Raw genomic sequence first — 16,243 nt, forward strand, 5'->3', positions numbered from 1 at the left:
GATGGTTCGCGTTTGCCGGGCATCTTTGCTTTGAAGCGGTGATGCTGAGAGCAAGTGCGTGCCTCTTGCCCGCGTTTGGAGCGATGATGCTGGGAATAGGTACGTGCACAAAACCTGCGGCTGACTGACGACTGGAAAACGTACCGACTGCTATCCTGCGGCCTCGGGTGTCTTATCCGTCGCTTTCAGGCGAACGGTCACGGTTGTGCCTTCGCCGGGCGCGGAGCGGACCGACACGCCGCCGTTTTCGCCCGAGAACAGCTTGATCCGTTCATTCACGTTAAACAGGCCGTATGAGCTGCCTGAGCCGTCGGAGCGTGCGGAGGGCTGCGGTTCGGTCAGGAGCCGCGCCGCCGTCTCGTCGTCCATGCCTGCGCCGTTATCGGCGACGGACAGAACCAGCTCCTGCTCCTGTTCGTCCAGCCGGGCCTCAATGCGGATGAGGCCGTTTTTCCGCTTCGCCTTGCGGATTCCGTGCAGCAGCGCATTTTCCACGATCGGCTGCAGCGTCAGCTTGGGCATGAAGAAGGCGTATACCCGCGGATCCGCCTCGACCGTAAACTCAAAGCTGTGCGGAAAACGGCTCAGCTGAATCTCCAAATACACTTTCGCCAAATTCAGCTCGTCCTCTACGCTGACCGTATCCTTGCCTTTGTTCAGGCTGAGCCGGAAATATTTCGCCAAGGCGTCGATCATTTGACTGATGTCATGCGCGCCCCGACCTACGGCGATCCAGTTGATCGTATCGAGCGTATTGTACAAAAAATGCGGGTTGATTTGCGCCTGCAGCGCGCGCAGCTGGGCTTCCCGCTCCTGCATTTTCGACCGGTACGCCTCCTCCATCATCTCCCGCACCTTGACGATCAGGTGGTCGACGCTTCGCTCCAGCACATTGATTCCGCCGTCGGCCGCAGCGTGACGTTCGTCCAGATGCTCGATGCCCTCCCGGCGAATGGCCCGGATGACAAGCTGCACCCGCCGGTTCATGCTGCGGATGATAAACGCCAGCAGCAGGAAGACGAGCAGCAGGAACAGCACCGATACGCCCAGCAGCGTGGCCGCGCCGGAGAATCGGTTCAGCTTGAGCGCCTGCCGCGAAATATCGTCCGCCGGCACCTCGGCAAGCAGCTTCCACCCGGTGGAACGGATCGTCGTAAATATCGTATAGGTCGCGTCCAACCCGGACATCGTTTTCACGATGCCCTCCTGCGTGGAGCGGATCGTCTGCTCTACCCCGGGGGCAATCCCCTTTTGACCGATCAGCGCTCTGTCCGCATGGGTAACGATGGTGCCGTCCGCGTCGACAATATAGACACGGTTTTCACCGGACAGCTTTACCTCGGTCATAATGTCGAGAACGGCTTGCTCCTTCACATCGATCACAAGCAATCCCAACATCCGGTCAAAATTGTCCGGATCCCGCAGCATGCGGGCACTCGAAATCACATAAGTGTCGTCGCGGTCGATGTAATGCTCCAAATACGCGCCTGACCAGACGATCGACCCCCCTGCTTCCACCACGCGTGCGTACCACGGACGGCTCAGCACGCTGCTCAGCGGGAAAAAGTTGATTTTTTCGCCCGAATACAAGTTCGAATCGTCCATAAACACCCGCACCCGGAAAATGTTGTCGTTGGCCTGCGCGCTGTCGATCAGGGGTCGGAAATTTTTCAGGTTCGTGAGCGGATCGCTGCTGTCGGCAGCTTTTATATAGGCATACAGGTTCGGGTTCATAAACAGCGCGTTGGAAATCTCCTGAATCCTGCCCAGCTGGCCCGTCAGGTTGATTCCAGTTTGCTTGATCGTTTGCAGCATGCTGCGGGTCACTTCTTCCTCAAGCCATGCCGTCGTCCGCTGCTGGTAAAAATAAAGCACCGCAAGCGAGGGAAGCAAAATGATGAGCACATAGGCCAAAAGCCAATACCTCGCCGCTGCGAAGCCTTGGGCAAGCATCAGCAGATGGCGGAAGCTTCTTCGGAAAAACGGCCTCATTCGGCATCCCCCTTCAAATGACTTGATCGCGGTAAGTGCTCGGGGTGAAACCTGTGTGTTTTTTGAAAATTTTGCTGAAATGGCTCGGATCGGAATAACCTACCGCCTCGGATACCTCGTAAAATTTGCGGCTCGGGTCACGCAGCAGCTCCTTCGCTTTCTCGATGCGCACCTTCGTCAAATATTCGTACACCGTCTCGCCCGTCTCCTGCTTGAACAGGAGGCTGACATATGTCGGGCTCAAGTAGACGCTTTCCGCTATATCCGCCACCGTGATGTTTTCCGCATAGCGAGTATCCATGACAGCCCGGATCCGCTCGATCACGTTGCGCGATTTGCCGCTGCGCTTCTCGCGGATTTGCCCGCATACTTGAACCAGATGCGATTCAAGCAATCTGTGCAAATCGTCGATCGTTTCGAGCCGGAATACGCGGTCAAGCAGTTCGTTCTCCCCATCCTCGATGCTGGGGCACCGCACGTTCAGCTCCAGCAGCAGCCGGTTCGACAGCAAAATGATTTGCAGCCCGGCGTTGCGCGCATAACGGAAGCCGTCCCGGCGGTTTTTCGCGAGCTGTACGAACAACTCGCCAAGCTGCTCCGACAACAGCCCGGGATCCGCCGCCTTCAGCGCGGACAGCAGCCGGTCGCTTGCGGCCTGATCGAACCGGTTAGGGTGCTCTTCGTCCTGCTTCAGGCTGTCCATCGTGATGATCCGGTTTTTGCCGAGATACCATTTATGATCGGCCGCTTCCTTCGCCTGGCCGTAAGAGGCAGGCAGAGCGGACAACCGCGGCGCCTGCTCGCCGATGCCGATCGTTACGCTGAGCTTGAGCCATTTTTGCAAATTGCCGCGAATGTCTTCGGCCAGCACGAACAGCATGTCCTCCGGATGCTCGAGCGCATCGTCCTTGCGCAAAATGCCGACATATTCGCCGTTTTGATGCTCGAATGCGTACCCGCTCATATGCCGGTCGATCAGCTCCTGGCACACGTTGAGCACCGCATAGGACAAGAGCTGCCGGTCCCGCTCCGAGCGAGTCTCCACGATATCGGCGCTGTCGTCGATACGAACGACGATGACCCAATAAGCCGCTTCCGGCGGGAGCTCGAGCCCGAGAAACTGCAACCTCTCCTGCACCCGCTCCGGCTGCGCTATGCCGTCCCGGATGACGGACATAAGAAACTTCTCGCGCAATAGCGGCATACTTTGCGTCAGCTTGACCTGCATGTCGCTGACGAGCGCCCGCTGCCTCTCTTCCTCCTGCAGCGTGCCGACGACCCGCTCGATCACCGCCCGCAGCTCCTGCATGTTGACAGGTTTGAAAATATAATCCACGGCATCGACCTGCAGTGCCGATTTCAAATATTCCGCGTCATCGTGACCGCTGACGAACACAATTTTCGTTTGCGGAAAGCTCGCACGGATTTCCGACGCCATCGTTATGCCGTCCATGTTCAGCATGCGTACATCCGTCAGCACGATGTCCGGGCGAATCCGCCGGACCTCCTCGAGGCCCGTATCCCCATCATCCGCTTCCCCGGCAACCGCGATGCCGAATTCGCTCCAATCCAGATAATGGCGCAGCCCGTAACGGACCGTCGGCTCGTCGTCCACTATGATCAGCTTGTACATCGGCCATCCGCCTCCTTGTAACCGCTTTTTTCAATTATACAAGATAACCGCGTATTGCCGCGCAGAAAATTAAGGCAGGAAAAGCCAAGCAGCCGCATAACGGCAAGCTTGGCTTATATGGTACGATGCCGAAGCCGCATCCTAATGGTTCTCGCTGTCGTATTGAACGGCACCGGAAACGACCGCCGCCGCCACCTCCGATGCTTGACCCGGATGCTCGCCGAGCCATGCCCCCTGCTCAATCAGCCTGCGCTGCAGCTGCGGCACCGAAATATCGCGGAAGCCGCCGCCGGTTCCGCTCAGCATCGCCGCCGCCGTACCGGCCGCCTGCCCCATGGCGAAGCAGTTCGGCATGACGCGCAGCGAGCCCTGCACCGGACGGTCGGACGAGACGGAGCGGCCGGCGACGATCAGGTTGGAGCGGCCCTGCGGGAGCATGCAGCGGTAAGGAACGCCGTGCGACTGTCCTTTCGGCAGGTGCTTGATGACCATCGTGCTGCCAGCGTTCGCCAAATGAATATCGATGAAATACGAATTCCGCGCAATATCGTCCGCAAACGTCCGCATCGACAAAAAATCTTCGACAACCAGCGTATAATCCCCGACTATGCGGCGCGTCTCCCGTATGCCGATTTGATCGCCGGAATGGATCAAGTGTACGTTCTCAAAGCCGGGCACATATTTGCGCAAAAACCGGATTTGCCGGTCGATCAGCTTCCGCCCTTCGATAGCGGCCCGGGACAAATCTTCCGCCTTCGTCCCGTCGATGCCGAAAATATGGCCGAAGTTGAAGCCCGCCACCGTATCGGAAATCCAGGCGACGCCCGAGATCCGTTTTCGTCCTTCCGGCAAATCGCCGTTTTGCTGCGCTTCCACGACCGTTTTTTCCAGCTGGCCGCCTTGTCCTGTCTCCTGAAGGAATTGATCGAACCGCTGCTTGTCGGCCCCAGTCACGAGATAACACATCGTTCCCGGCTGCAGCTCGCCCTGCTCTCCGCCGACGTGGAACGGCACTCCCGCCAGCGCCGCCAAATCCGCATCGCCCGAGGCATCGATGTACAGCTTCGCCTGTACGACCGAACGACCGGTTTTGTTGCTGATGACAATGCCTGCAATACGGTCGCCTTCAAGCAGCACCTGATCCGCAAACGTATGGAACAGAATTTTCGCGCCGCTCGCCAGCACCTCTTCGTCGTACATGCGTTTAAGCGTTTCCACGTCGATCGGTACCCAGTCGAGCTTCTCCTTATATCTGCCCAGGAACCAGCCTCCTGAAGCCAGCTTCATCTTTTCCAGAAGCTCCAGCCCGATGCCGCGGATAACCGGTTTTTCCCCGTCCGTATAAGGGCAAAAAGCCGGGACGAGCGCAGCCGTGCCCATGCCTCCCAAGTACCCTCTTTGCTCGATCAGCAGCGTATCCGCTCCGTTCCGCGCAGCCGCAATAGCCGCGGCAACACCGGATGCCCCGCCTCCGACGACCACGACATCGGGGGTATACGATACCGGCAGCTGCTGCTGCGGAATCATCACCGTCGCTTTTTCCATAGTTGACGCCTCCTTCGTTTTTCTCAAACATTTCGCCTCTTCACCTTCATTATAGAAGGCTGGCTCTGCGGCTCCAGTTTCATTTTTGTTTAACTAAAAAGGCGAACGTGATACGATGAAGGCAGTTATCGTAAACGGAATGGAGAGGAGGCGGCGGGAATGCCGGTCCGCAAGGCGGTTACGTTGAAAACGATAGCGAAAGAGCTCGGCCTCACCGTACAAACGGTATCGAAGGCGCTCAAAGGCAAACCCGGCATGTCCGAGGCGACGCGGCGGCTCGTCGCGCAAACGGCCGAACGGCTCGGCTACTACACGATGGAGCAAATACGCAGCCTGAAGGCGGAGCATATCGCTCCGTATCCGAACGGGCGAAGCCGTTTTTTGCTCGTGCAGACCGAGGAATCGGTCGATTACAACCGTCTGCTGCTCGAAGGGCTGCACGCGCGCTTCGCGGCCTTCGGCCATCAAATCGATACGCTGCTGCTGCCGAAAAACATCAAAGAAGCCGCCATGCCCGAATGGATCGAGCACAGCGGCATGGAGTTCGCCGACGGCATTTTCATCGCTCCGAGCATCGTGCCGCAAGCTTGGGAGCGGCCGTTGTTCAGCCTGTCCATGCCGCGCATACTGCTCAGCTTCCCGCCGCCCGGGACAAAGCTCGACAGCGTCATCTGGGACGTTTACGAGGCGACGTGGCAGTCCGTCGCCCATTTGCGGCAAACAGGGCACAGACGGATCATGTATGTCGGGGACATTCACGTGCAGCGCGGCTTTTTCCTGCGCTGGCAGGCGTTCTGCCACGCGATGGGCGAGTTCGGGTGCGAGGTCGATGCGACCGCCCATTCGACCGGCCCGCGAAGCGCGCAAACAAACTGGCTGGACGAGCTGCGGGAGCTGATCAAGCGCGAGAACCCCGATGCGATTATTTGCGGCATCAATGGCGAGGTGCCTCCGGTCTACCGGTTGTGTGCGGAGCTTGGGCTGCGCATTCCGGAAGACGTATCGTTCATCGGCTTCCTCAACGAGCGCAGCGAGGAGCTGCCCGGGCTGACCCGCCCGCTGCTGCCGATCCGCGAGACCGGCTACCGCGCGGCGGACCGGATGCTGTGGCGGATCGCCAACCCGACCTTGCCCTACGAGCACATCCGCATCCAAGGCGGTTTCCATGCAGGCGGTACGACAATGACACGGCCGGAGGAATAACGCGAGGCCACCATGAATCACACGAAACGGCATCATATAACAAGATGATGCCGTCCGGCTTCGCAAGATAAGGCTGCAGCCCGCGGGGAAATGGCCGTAGCGAACAGCACCGGCTTCTTCCGCTCCTTCAGGCCCGAATCACCGGACTTCGCTCATAAGCAATCGCTTAAGCTGATCGTCAATGAACTTCGAATCGTCCGGGCTGATGCCGCGGCCGGCAAAATGTCCCCAGTTTGATTCGATCGGCACGAAAGCGGCATCCGGTATACATTTCGCTTCAAACTCGCTTTCTTCCGTATGGAAATACATATCGCTGCTCACCGGCATCACCAACGTACGCGCCTTGATGCTGCCGAGAGCTTTTGCGAAGTCGCCGTTGTAGACAGGATTGGCGCTGATATCGGCATGCTGCCCCGTCCGCAGCATCGCAAGCAAGTTATTCGCATCGACGCCGGCAAAGTTTCGATCCCAGAATCCGGCGAGAAAATCCTCGAGTGTCCGGTAGCCTAATTGACAGTAAAGCTCCTCGCGGTAAAATGCCGGAGACAAACCCCAACCGGCATAGACGCGTCCCACCGCCCGCAAACCGCTTGCCGGCGGCTCGCCGTAATCTCCGCCATGCCAAGCGGCGTCCGCCAATAAAGGTGCCTTGACGCCCTCCAGAAATACGTAAGTATGAGGCCACGTTTTTGCAGTTCCGGCAAACGGAGCCAATCTCTCGACCATTTCCGGATAACCTGCGCCCCATTGGAAAGCCTGCATGGCGCCCATCGACCAACCTGTCACCAGAGCAATTTTCCTTATGCCGAACTTTTCCGTCACGAGCCGATGCTGCAGACGGACATTATCGAATACGGTCACATGAGGAAATCGGGCCCTGTCAAAAGGAGGCCTGGCATTGCTCGGAGACGTCGACAGGCCGTTGCCCAGCAGGTTCGGAACGATGATAAAATAACGTTCCGGATCCAGCGCTTTTCCGGGGCCGATCAGCCATTCGTTCTGGTAATGCTGATCCGCCAATGCCGTAGGGTATACGATCGCATTGCTTTTATCGTCGTTCAGTTTGCCATAGGTTTTGTACGCCAAAATAACGTCCGGCAGGAGCACGCCCGACTGGAGCGCAACCTCGCCCAATTCATAAATTTCGTAGTCCATCGCCATTCCCTCTTCAAAATGAAATTCGAAGCAACCGTGCGCACGATTTTTTCGTGTTTTCATTGTATAATAGAGAGGTCGTCAGAAAAATTAATCATAATTGATCATATGGTTCAAAATCTTTGAAAGTGAAGTGATACCGAATGGATCTTCGCCAACTTGTCACCTTCCGGACCGTCGCCTCGACGCTAAACTTCAGCCGCGCCGCCGATGCATTGAATTACGTTCCCTCGAATGTATCGATGCAAATGCAGGCGCTGGAGGAGGAGCTCGGAGTACGTCTGATCGACCGGCTTGGCAAACAGCTGGTACTTACCGACGCCGGCAAAAGGTTTCTCGGGTACGCCGAGCAGGCTTTGAACTTGTTGGACGAAGCGAAAGAACGCTTGAGCGATGACGGCCGTTTGACCGGTACCGTGACGGTAAGCGCCAACGAAGTGCTGTGCGCATACCGGCTCCCTGCCCTGTTCCGCCGTTTCCGCGAGCAGTTTCCCGGGGTGCGCCTCCTGTTTCGTCCGTTTCCGAGCGACTATCTGAAGCAAAGTCTTTGCGACGGAAAAACGGACGTCGTTTTTTTGCTGGATGAACCGCTTCGTTCGACCGGCATATCAAGCGAACCGCTCATCGCCGAACCGTTTCGCCTTTTTGCCGCTCCGAATCACCCTTCGCTTCAGGTAAACAAACTGCTTCCGGAGCACTTTCGCAACGAAATGTTTTTGGTAAACGAAAAAGGCTGCACCTACCGCACGTTGTTCGACCGGATGCTGCTGAAGGAAGGGATCGACAGCATGGAAACGTTGGAATTCGGCAGCGCGGAAGCGATCAAGCAGTGCGCGATGGCCGGAATAGGAATCGCTTTCCTTCCCGAAATCTCTGCCGCCGCGGAGCTGGAACGGGGAGATCTGGCCGTGCTTCCGTGGGAAATGCCCGATCTTCACATCGTCACGCAAATGCTTTGGCACAAGGAAAAATGGCTTTCGCCCGCAATCGCCGCATTTCTGGATACGGCGCGAGAAATGTTAGCGATGCAGAAGTGATCAATGTTTCATCCCGGCAGCCAACTGGACAAGTTTGTTCATCGTATTCCAGTTCCGCACGGTCGCCGGGACACCTAGCTTCTGAATATTAACGGCAAGTTTGGAATCACGGATGCTGTGCCTGAACAGCAGGTATACATCGCGGCCCTCGATATGGTATAAATCGTCCCCATTATTCGCGCCTGCCAGCTTCTCGATTCCGGTAACAGGGGGAGCTTCCGGCAGCGTAGCCACATAAAAGCTCTCTCCTTGGCAAGTGGCGGCCGCCTCCGCCAAGAGCGATTCCGGGAAAGGGCAGCCCGCGATAATCTTCGCCAGTTCCTCGGCCGTCCGCATAACCACCGTCAGCGTAATCCCGAACACCGTCGCAATCTCCTGCTCTATTCGCCTGCGCAAAGCGAGCTCGTCATCCTCCGATTCAAAAAGGACATTCCCGCTTTGTATGTACGTTTGCACGCGGGCCAGTCCGATGTTTTCAAGCGCCGCCTTAAGTTCGGCCATCTTGATTTTATTTTTGCCGCCTACATTGATGCCCCGCAGCAATGCGATGTAAATTGCCATGTGGATCCCCGCTTTCCGCATGCCGCTCCGTTCGGCCGGATTCGGCTTTATTTTACCTGGATGATTATAATATAACGCTAACAGGGAGTATAGTAAAAATGCGTCATCCGGCCCGGCGGAATCGGCCAGAGGAGCTGACTGTCTCCATGTAAAAACAAGAAACAGAGCGACAGGGAACGAAAAAGTTCCGCCATCGCTCTGTTGTTTTCATTGCCGCCTGATTATTCTGGGTATAAAGGAACCGCCGCTTGCCGGAATTACTTGATATCGTAAATCTTATACAGCTGGTCGAGCAGCAGGTTGGCCGCTCTTACGCCGCCGGCCGTATTCCAGATCGCATCGTCCACCTTGATCGCTTTGCCGTTTTTTACGACATTGAGATTTTTCCACAGCGGATCGTTGATCCATTCTTCCTCCGTCTTGCTCGCCTTGCTGTCGCCAGTCTCGTACGTGAAGTAGAACAGCCGGTCCGCGTCGACCTCCGGAAGACGTTCCTTTGTAATCTCATCGGCGAACGTTTCCTTGCTTTTCGTAGCCGGACGCGCGATACCGATCTCCTTGAAAATAACGCCCGTAAACGTGTCGGAATAGTAAATCCGCGTTTTGCCGGCCATGAAACGGACGACCGATACGGTCTCCTTCAGCTTGTCGCCGGCTTTCGAACGGAAATCGGCGATACGCTTGTCAAAGTCGGCGATGATCTTTTCACCTTCGGCTTGCTTGTTCAGCGCTTCGGCATACAAACGGAAGTTCGTTTTCCACTCGCCGCGCAGCGTCTCCGATTCGATCGTAGGCGCAATTGCCTTGAGCTGCTCGTAAATTTTCTCGTTCCGCAATTTGTTGCCGATAATCAGATCGGGTTTGAGGCTGGCGATCAGCTCCATGTTCGGCTGGCTCTCTTCGCCGACCATCGTTACTCCGTTCATGTCGTTTTTGATATGCTCATACCAAGGGTTGCCCGTCCATGATCTCACGGCCCCGACCGGCTTGACGCCGAGCGCCAGCAGCGCTTCGGTGCCCTCGTTCGTCAAAATGACGACCCGCTGAGGCGTACCCTTAATCTCCGTTTCGCCCATCGCGTGTTTGATTTTGCGCACGGCGTCGTTCGACGCAGCCGCTCCTTCCGTTTTGCCGCCCTGCTGAGCCGGTGTTGGTTCGGCCGCTCGGCCGCATCCCGACAACAAAGAAATCGCCAGCAGGCAGACGATCGCCCACAGCGACGTGCGCTTCCAATTATGTAATGCCTGATTCATCATGTAAAAAAACCCCTCCGCCATTTTCTGTATACATTCGAAGTGATAATGATTATCATTCCATGAAGTAATATACCTTTTACGGAGGGAGATTGTCAATCATTAAATGATAATGATTTTCAAACTCATTGACGAACCGCGAAATTTCTCCTAAAATGTTAAACAAATCGAACTTTTTCTTACTTCATAGACAGGAAGATCTTATGCCAAATCCTTCTACCGCTTTTATCCGCCATAAATCGTTCGGACTGATCGCATTGGCCGCCCTGTTCGCCGTCTCGGTCGCCTGCAGCATCATCTTCGGCGTTACGGATATCCCGTTATCCCGCATCATCGAATCGTATACGGCATTCAACGGCTCGAACGAACATCTGATCATCCGCACCGCCCGGGTGCCGCGGGCGCTGATCGCCGCCTGCGTCGGCGCGAGCCTGGCCGTGGCCGGCGCGCTCATGCAGGCGGTCACGCGCAATCCGCTCGCTTCGCCGAGCCTGCTTGGCATCAACGCGGGCGCGGCATTCTTCATCGTCGTGGCTGCGTCGTATTTCGAGGTGAACGGGCTGCGCTCGTTCACCTGGGTTGCGCTCAGCGGTGCGGCCTTCGGCGCGCTGCTCGTTTACATCCTCGGGTCGGTCGGCCGCGACGGCATGACCCCCGTCAAGGTGACGCTGGCCGGTGCCGCCGTCACCGCATTTTTCGCTTCGCTCACGCAGGGCATCCTGCTGTCGAGCGGCAAAATGTTCGACCAGGTATTGTACTGGCTGGTCGGCTCGGTCGCCGGTCGGGACGTGCAGATGCTCGTCTCGGTCTTTCCTTACATCGCCGCCGGCCTGATATGCGCGCTGCTGCTCTCCGGGCAGATGAACGCGCTGGCGCTCGGCGACGACGTCGCGAAAGGGCTCGGGCAGCGCACCGCGCTTGTCAAAGGCGCAGCCGCGCTCGTCATCGTGCTGCTTGCCGGCAGCTCGGTGGCCGTCGCCGGCCCGATCGCCTTCGTCGGCATCATCGTTCCGCATGCGGCGAGATATTTGGTCGGCAGCGACCATCGCTGGCTGCTGCCTTACTGTGCCGTCCTTGGCGGCCTTTTGCTCGTTACCGCCGATCTCGGCTCCCGCTTCATCGCCATGCCCAAGGAAGTGCCGGTGGGCGTCATGACCGCGCTGATCGGCGTTCCCTTCTTCGTTTATTTGGCCAGAGGAGGGGTAAGCCGATGAGCAAATATTCAACCTTCCGGGGACGCGCTTTTTCATACCTGGTCAGCAAAAAGGTCATCGGGATCACCCTGCTGCTGCTCGCTGCGAATGCGGCCGTTGCCGTCATCAGCACGGGAATCGGCAGCGTGTTCATCCATCCGCTCGATGTGGTCAAAACGCTGCTTGGCGGCGGCACCGATACGAATGCGATGATCATTTTCAAGCTGCGCCTGCCGCGCATCGTCACGGCGCTTCTCGTCGGCTCGTCGCTTGCGGTTGCCGGCGCGGTGCTGCAGGGCATGATCCGCAATCCGCTCGCGTCGCCGGACACGGTCGGGATTACCGGAGGCGCCGTGCTCGGCGCGGTCAGCTTCTTTTTCTTCGGAGCCGGCAAAGCGCCGATCGACCTGCTGCCGCTTTGCGCCATCATCGGCGCCCTTGCCATTACGGCGATCATTTACACGTTCGCCTGGAAGCGCGGCGTTTCCCCGCTGCGGCTCGTGCTGATCGGCATCGGCTTCGCTTCGGCGCTCAGCGCCGTCACGTATATGCTGCTGATTTCGGGGCCGCTCGTACTTGCCGCCAAATCGCTTACTTTTATGACCGGAAGCATCTACGGGGTATCCTGGGAAAAAGATGTGATCACTCTGCTCCCCTGGGTTGCCGTGCTGCTGCCCCTTACATTGCTGCAGGCCCGGAACGTCAATCTGCAGGAGCTCGGCGACGATGTCGGCACAGGGCTCGGCGGCCGCATCCAGGGCCAGCGAGCGCTGCTTTTGCTGCTCAGTGTCGGCCTTGCCGGCGCTGCCGTATCGATCGGCGGGGCGATCGGCTTCATCGGTCTGATGGCTCCGCACCTCGCCCGCAAATTGGTCGGACCGGCGTTCGGCGGCGTGCTGCCGGTCGGCGCCTTGTGCGGCTCGCTCATCTTATTGCTCGCCGATTTGGTGGCGCGATCGGCGTTCGCGCCGCTCGACATTCCCGCCGGCGTTTTTACCGCGGCGATCGGAGCGCCATTTTTCGTTTACTTGCTGTACCGGCAACAAAGGACATAAAAACCAACGACCGAACACGGATGAAAAGAGGGAACGCCATGTCTTCGCTCGAAACCAAACAGCTCGGATTATCCTACGGCAACGCCGTTATTTTTGAAAACCTGAACCTGACGCTGCCGGACAACCAAATTACCGTTTTCATCGGCAGCAACGGCTGCGGCAAATCGACTTTGCTCCGCTCGATCGCAAGGCTGCTGAAGCCCCATACGGGGAGCGTCATTCTCGACGGACAAAGCATCGCCACACTGCCGACCAAGGAGGTGGCCAAAAAACTCGCCATCCTGCCGCAAGGGCCTGTCGCCCCGGAAGGCTTGACCGTGCTTCAGCTCGTGAAGCAAGGGCGTTATCCGTACCAAAGCTGGCTGCAGCAGTGGTCGCAGGAGGATGAGCACGCGGTCCGCTCCGCATTGGAAGCGACACGTCTAACGGCGCTTGCCGAGCGGACGGTCGACTCTTTGTCGGGCGGTCAGCGGCAGCGCGCCTGGATCGCGATGACGCTGGCGCAGGATACGGGCACGATTTTGCTTGACGAGCCGACGACATATCTCGATTTGACCCACCAAATCGAAGTATTGGATCTGCTGTTCGAGCTGAACGCGAAGCAGCGGCGCACCATCGTTATGGTGCTGCACGACATCAATCTGGCGTGCCGTTACGCCCACCATCTGGTCGCCATCAAAAACGGCGCCGTTTACGCCCAGGGCAAGCCGGAGGAAGTGGTGACGCAGCAGCTCATCCGCGACGTATTCGAGCTCGATTGCCAGGTCATTCCGGATCCGCTGTTCGGGTCGCCTCTTTGCATCCCGCACGGAAAAGGAAGAAAGATTGCCGCCGGCGCCAGTCCCGAGCTTGAACAAATTTTAGCCTAAGGGAGTCGTTCCGCATGCTGATGATGCCCCTCGACCTGAATTTGCATGAAAAATTCCATATACGCACCGGCGCGCTTCCATCCGATACCGACTATTACGATGTGAGCTCCAGGGAGGACGTGGCCCGGCTGCTGGAAAAGTTCTCCGGAGTCGTCGGTTCGACCCGCGACGTCGTGACCGGCTCGCTTTTCGTGAAGCGGTATTGTGCGCTGCTGGCCGGTGCCGTGTATGCGTATTTGCACCTCGGAACGGCGCTGAACATATCGCCGGGCAACCTGAAGCTGGAGCTTAGCGGCGGCGGCTCGCTGCGGTTTCACCTGAAGGTTCTCGAGCACCCGGAACTGACAGGCGCAGCGCTGGATCGGCATGAAAAAATACGGCGATATGCGACTCACTTATACACCGAAAACGCCATCCCGTTGTTCGGGCATATTATCGCGCTGACGGGCATTCAGGAAACGACGTTATGGGCGACCTTGTCCTATCTGCTCGCTTATTGGAAAAAAGAATGGACGCGCACATTGGAAGGGGAGCGGCTGCAAGCGTTTTGGGCCGATTACGCGCAGCTGACGGTCGGTGCGGACGGAAGCTGCTTCAGCTGCGTTATCAACCCGCTGACGGCGGAGTTTCCCGTTTTCCAGGCTCCGGACGATCCGGACATCAAGATCATGCTGCGGAGCAAATGCTGCCTGAATTACTGTGCGGGCAAGGGCCAATATTGCTATACTTGTCCGGGTTTGACCGACGAGGCGAGAGTTCAGCGGTACAAGGAAGTGCATGGGTAAGCTCCCCCCTAAAAATCGATGGGGCACCCGGCATCCCCCCATGGGGACGCTGGGTGCCCTTAGCCATGTGGCCGGGTTAGATCCGATTATGCTCCCTCCGGCCTCCTCCGGTTTCATAAAGGAACTGCAGTGCGCTAAAATGCCCATTTCGAGTAGTTTGCCGCGAATAAAGGAAGTCCGGTGCGTTATTTGCAAGTTTTGCCGAAACTCACGTCATTTTCCCCGATTTAGCGAATCTCAGTTCCTTTCCCCTACCAATTGATCGTATACGTCGTTCCCGCCGTCGGAGTGGTCCACTTGTTGTTGTCGCCGGGCTCCCACTCTTTCAGCGCGCCGGAGGACGTTTTCGTTATCGCCTTGAATTCGTAATAGCGGCTTGCTCCGATATACGCGGTGCCGCGCCAGTCCGCGGTAGCGCTGTTATAGGTCAGCTTGAACGGATACAAGCCGGTTGTCCAGTTGCCCATCTCCCAACGCGAGCCGGTGATGTAGACGGAATCGCCGCTGGCGGTCGGCGCATTTTTCACGATAAACGTAACCGGAATCGGAGTCATCGCAATCGCATCGCGGAAATAATCGAGATTGGACGTTTTGCTGCCGTCGGGATTGACCACGTCGCCTATGCGCAGCAGCGTAAAGCCGCTGAAATTGTAGTTGAACAGCATTTCCGCCACGTTCTGGTATTGGCCGACGTCACCGATAGACAGCGCGTTTTCCCCGTTGAGGCGAATGCCTTTTTGGTTGGCCAGATTGGCTACCTGAATGACGAGCGATTTCGGAGCCGAGTAATACGGCGAAACATACGCGTTATCGTCATTCATTTCCAGGCAGGTAAAGGTGAGGTCCAAACCGGCGGCCTTGAAAGCGTCGAGCAGCGTGCTGTAATTGTAGTAACCGGCGCCGTATTCGGCGGCATGCGGCATGGACGGGCTGTTCATGAGCCAATGAATACCCGCAATCTTCGCCCCGATCGGAACGCCGAACACGGAATCGAAACGGGCATGCGCTTTGGCCGCAATTGCTTTCACATGTTTTTCTAACACGCCTTGGTACCAGGTTAAAAAGTCTTTGCCGTACGCCGTTTTGTAGCCGTTAATAAAGAAATTGTCGCCGTCGGTCGGCGGGCTGATCTGGCTAAAGGCGGTCAAACTCGTTCCCCAGGCGCTGTTCACCGCGGAAATCGTGCCGTATTTCGTTTGCATCGCGCTGCGGAAGTCCTGTTTCGCCGTTTCCGTGTACGCCTGAAGCTTGCCGCGGGCCGGATATTGAAAACCGTCGCTGCCGTTATAGGAAGGGAACCGCAGCTCGCCGGCCGGCCCGCCGGATAAGTAAATTTTCGCAATGATGTCCTTGTATCCGCTGAAATTGGCGGCAAACGAAGCGTACAGCTCGTCGTACTGAACAGCCGTTCCGCTCCACCATGGCGACAGCGTTTCGGTATTGTAATAGCCTGTCTCGCTGCGCTGGGTCAGTTGATCCTGGGTACCCTTGCTCCATATCCAGGAAGGCAGCGGTACATTGCAGTTATCCCCGACATTGCCTCCGCATTGGTGCGTCGACAGAATCGGAACCCATTTCAATCCGGCAGCCCTCACCGTATCGGCGTACGTTTTGTAATAAGACCAATCGAACTGGTTGTCCGCGTTCTTCTCGACATCACCCCACCAAACGTCGGTGGTCAGGGCATAAACGTTGTTGTTTTTCAGCGTGATCAACTGGTTTTTGAAGGCGTTCCAATCCGTAATTTTCGTAAGCGGGGCCATGACGTAGGCCTTGTAGGAGCTGTTTATCGAAGAGGCTGACGCGGCTCCCGGCGTAAGCAGCAAAGTCAAAGCGAGGATCAGGCAGACAGCGGAAATGAAGCAGCGTTTGAGAAGCGGCTGACGCCTGGTGACGTTCATGGACGAATGGGACATAAATAACCTCCTTGGGGATATTTTTTCTCGAACCACCGTAAAAAGG

13 protein-coding genes are annotated in these 16,243 nt (G+C 57.3%); 6 read left to right on the forward strand and 7 right to left on the reverse strand.

Annotation, left to right across the window (positions count from 1 at the left end):
* Positions 1-150: 150 nt before the first annotated feature.
* From MYS68_RS16445 to MYS68_RS16455, 3 genes are all read right to left on the reverse strand, one after another.
* On the reverse strand, positions 151-1,992 hold the full coding sequence (locus MYS68_RS16445; RefSeq protein ID WP_248926872.1) for a sensor histidine kinase: 1,842 nt from the start codon (positions 1,990-1,992) through the stop codon (positions 151-153).
* Between the two features lie 13 nt (positions 1,993-2,005).
* Positions 2,006-3,625 (reverse strand): response regulator, encoded by a 1,620-nt coding sequence (locus tag MYS68_RS16450; protein WP_248926873.1) that lies wholly within the window; start codon positions 3,623-3,625, stop codon positions 2,006-2,008.
* A gap of 141 nt (positions 3,626-3,766) precedes the next feature.
* Positions 3,767-5,170 (reverse strand): FAD-dependent oxidoreductase, encoded by a 1,404-nt coding sequence (locus tag MYS68_RS16455; protein ID WP_248926874.1) that lies wholly within the window; start codon positions 5,168-5,170, stop codon positions 3,767-3,769.
* A gap of 159 nt (positions 5,171-5,329) precedes the next feature.
* Here MYS68_RS16455 and MYS68_RS16460 point away from each other — a divergent pair, with 159 nt between their 5' ends.
* Positions 5,330-6,373 (forward strand): LacI family DNA-binding transcriptional regulator, encoded by a 1,044-nt coding sequence (locus tag MYS68_RS16460; RefSeq protein ID WP_248926875.1) that lies wholly within the window; start codon positions 5,330-5,332, stop codon positions 6,371-6,373.
* Between the two features lie 138 nt (positions 6,374-6,511).
* Here the strand turns inward: MYS68_RS16460 and MYS68_RS16465 are convergent, their stop codons facing one another.
* Positions 6,512-7,528 carry an alpha/beta fold hydrolase gene (locus MYS68_RS16465; RefSeq protein WP_248926876.1) on the reverse strand — a complete coding sequence of 339 codons (1,017 nt, stop codon included), beginning with the start codon at positions 7,526-7,528 and terminating at the stop codon, positions 6,512-6,514.
* 143 nt (positions 7,529-7,671) lie between these two features.
* On the opposite strand from MYS68_RS16465, the gene MYS68_RS16470 reads away from it, so the two are divergent.
* Entirely contained in the window at positions 7,672-8,565 is an 894-nt protein-coding gene (locus MYS68_RS16470; RefSeq protein WP_248926877.1) for a LysR family transcriptional regulator, read from the forward strand.
* Here the strand turns inward: MYS68_RS16470 and MYS68_RS16475 are convergent, their stop codons facing one another.
* Together MYS68_RS16475 and MYS68_RS16480 are read right to left on the reverse strand one after the other, a co-directional pair.
* Positions 8,566-9,126, reverse strand: coding sequence for a DUF1697 domain-containing protein (locus tag MYS68_RS16475; protein ID WP_248926878.1), 561 nt, complete (start codon positions 9,124-9,126; stop codon positions 8,566-8,568).
* 257 nt (positions 9,127-9,383) lie between these two features.
* On the reverse strand, positions 9,384-10,382 hold the full coding sequence (locus tag MYS68_RS16480; RefSeq protein WP_248926879.1) for an ABC transporter substrate-binding protein: 999 nt from the start codon (positions 10,380-10,382) through the stop codon (positions 9,384-9,386).
* Between the two features lie 200 nt (positions 10,383-10,582).
* On the opposite strand from MYS68_RS16480, the gene MYS68_RS16485 reads away from it, so the two are divergent.
* From MYS68_RS16485 to MYS68_RS16500, 4 genes are read left to right on the forward strand one after another with little or no spacing between them, the layout of a single operon-like run.
* Positions 10,583-11,593, forward strand: coding sequence for a FecCD family ABC transporter permease (locus MYS68_RS16485; RefSeq protein WP_248926880.1), 1,011 nt, complete (start codon positions 10,583-10,585; stop codon positions 11,591-11,593).
* A complete protein-coding gene (locus tag MYS68_RS16490) occupies positions 11,590-12,627 on the forward strand; it encodes a FecCD family ABC transporter permease (RefSeq protein WP_248926881.1) in 1,038 nt (345 codons plus the stop codon). The genes MYS68_RS16485 and MYS68_RS16490 overlap by 4 nt, the downstream gene beginning before the upstream one ends.
* A 38-nt stretch (positions 12,628-12,665) precedes the next feature.
* Positions 12,666-13,496 (forward strand): ABC transporter ATP-binding protein, encoded by an 831-nt coding sequence (locus MYS68_RS16495; protein ID WP_248926882.1) that lies wholly within the window; start codon positions 12,666-12,668, stop codon positions 13,494-13,496.
* Between the two features lie 14 nt (positions 13,497-13,510).
* Complete coding sequence (locus MYS68_RS16500) at positions 13,511-14,281, forward strand: IucA/IucC family C-terminal-domain containing protein (protein ID WP_248926883.1); 771 nt, start codon at positions 13,511-13,513, stop codon at positions 14,279-14,281.
* Positions 14,282-14,532: 251 nt separating this feature from the next.
* Here the strand turns inward: MYS68_RS16500 and MYS68_RS16505 are convergent, their stop codons facing one another.
* Entirely contained in the window at positions 14,533-16,197 is a 1,665-nt protein-coding gene (locus MYS68_RS16505; RefSeq protein ID WP_248926884.1) for a family 14 glycosylhydrolase, read from the reverse strand.
* Between the last annotated feature and the right edge of the window lie 46 nt (positions 16,198-16,243).

The sequence above is a fragment of the Paenibacillus hamazuiensis genome (assembly GCF_023276405.1).
GTDB lineage: Bacteria > Bacillota > Bacilli > Paenibacillales > NBRC-103111 > Paenibacillus_AF > Paenibacillus_AF hamazuiensis.